Below are 1401 nucleotides of genomic sequence, written 5' to 3'. Positions count from 1 at the left end.
TGCCACCTGTGTCGAAGACACCATCGCGAACGTGATTGAAGACAAGACCCCTGCCCCCTTCTACCGTGTAAGGGCTAGGAACGATGAAGAGCTTGTTCTGGTAGAACTGCTTGTTGCTAACTGCAATTAGGGACTGATGCCGGCTTCGGTAGTGCCACCGAAGCATGCGCGTCGGCAATCCCCGTGCCGTAAAGAGGCCGAGAATGCTTTCAATATCGCTGACACGGGTGGTGTCGTCTTCGTCGTCCTCATCGCCATCGACGCTGGTCATCTTGGCAAAGAATGCCGTGGGCGGGAGCTGGCGAGGATCACCAACGACAACCACCTGCTTTGCCCGCGCGACGGCACCGAGCGCATCGACGGGCTGAATCTGACTGGCCTCATCCATCACAAGCAGATCGAACTCCATGGCACCGGGGGGCAGGAACTGCGCAACAGACAAAGGGCTCATCATGAAAACGGGCTTCAGCGCTCGAAGTGCCGGCGCGGCCTTTTCAACCAGCTTCCGGATAGCCATGTGTCCTTTCTTTCTCTGGATCTCGCCTCGAAGAACGCCCAGTGGCCCAACCGACCCGCTATCCCGGATCGGTACACCCTGATGGTGGACCTTTACGACCTCGACCGCGGCGGCCACGATCCGTTGACGATCGAGATCGGCGAACTCCCTTACCAGCCGCCCGTGCGCGATGCCGTCGAAACGGCCGAGGGCCGGCGTTGTACGTACCATGCGGGCATAGGTCACTTCGTAATAGGCCATCTCAARGGCGCCGAGGACGTTCTCCGCCGTAAGGCGGCCGTCAGCAAGTCGACTTACAACGTCCGCGCAACCACTGGATGAGGCCTTGGCCGCGCGGTCACGGTAGTTCACCCATCTGTGAAGCTCCTCGTGTTCGGCGAACCAGCGATCGAGGCGCCATGCCAGCGTGTCAAAGAGAACCTCGTTCACCTCTGGCGTACCCACGCTAGCGGCCAGGTCGAGCTGCAAGTCGCTCGCGATCGCGTGGAACGTCGAATGGACGTGCGCTCCGGACGCGTCAAGGAGCCGCGCCTTCGGCAACAGAGTGTCTCGCTCGCCGACGCGACCGGCGAGCGCGCGAATGTCTGGATTTGCCCTCGCCCAATCCGCTGCCGCCGTAAGAGCAGCCCAATCCGACGACAGACCGCTCCAGGCGGTGTCGAATGCGGATTGCCCGATACCGTGAGCGCGCTGTACGGATGACATGGCAGCCTGTCCATCCGCTAATGTCTGAAGGAGCGCGCAGACCTCGCCTGCCGTCGCGGGCATGACCGGCGCAAGGGACTCAACGGCCGCATAGGCCTGTGTGTGTCGCACCGCCAGCTGCAGGAGGGACTCAAGGTCAATCTGTTCGGGGCCTGCTGCCGCGCCAAACACCTTCGGCT

The 1401-nt window shown here is 61.9% G+C and carries 1 protein-coding gene; it reads right to left on the bottom strand.

The features are described from left to right. On the bottom strand, positions 1-1401 hold a 1401-nt coding region (locus AC1DSN_RS22630; RefSeq protein WP_477333078.1), incomplete at both ends, for a DEAD/DEAH box helicase.

The sequence above is a fragment of the Luteibacter sp. P4_D7_3 genome (genome assembly GCF_056401735.1).
This window is presented reverse-complemented; position numbering and strand designations above follow the sequence as displayed.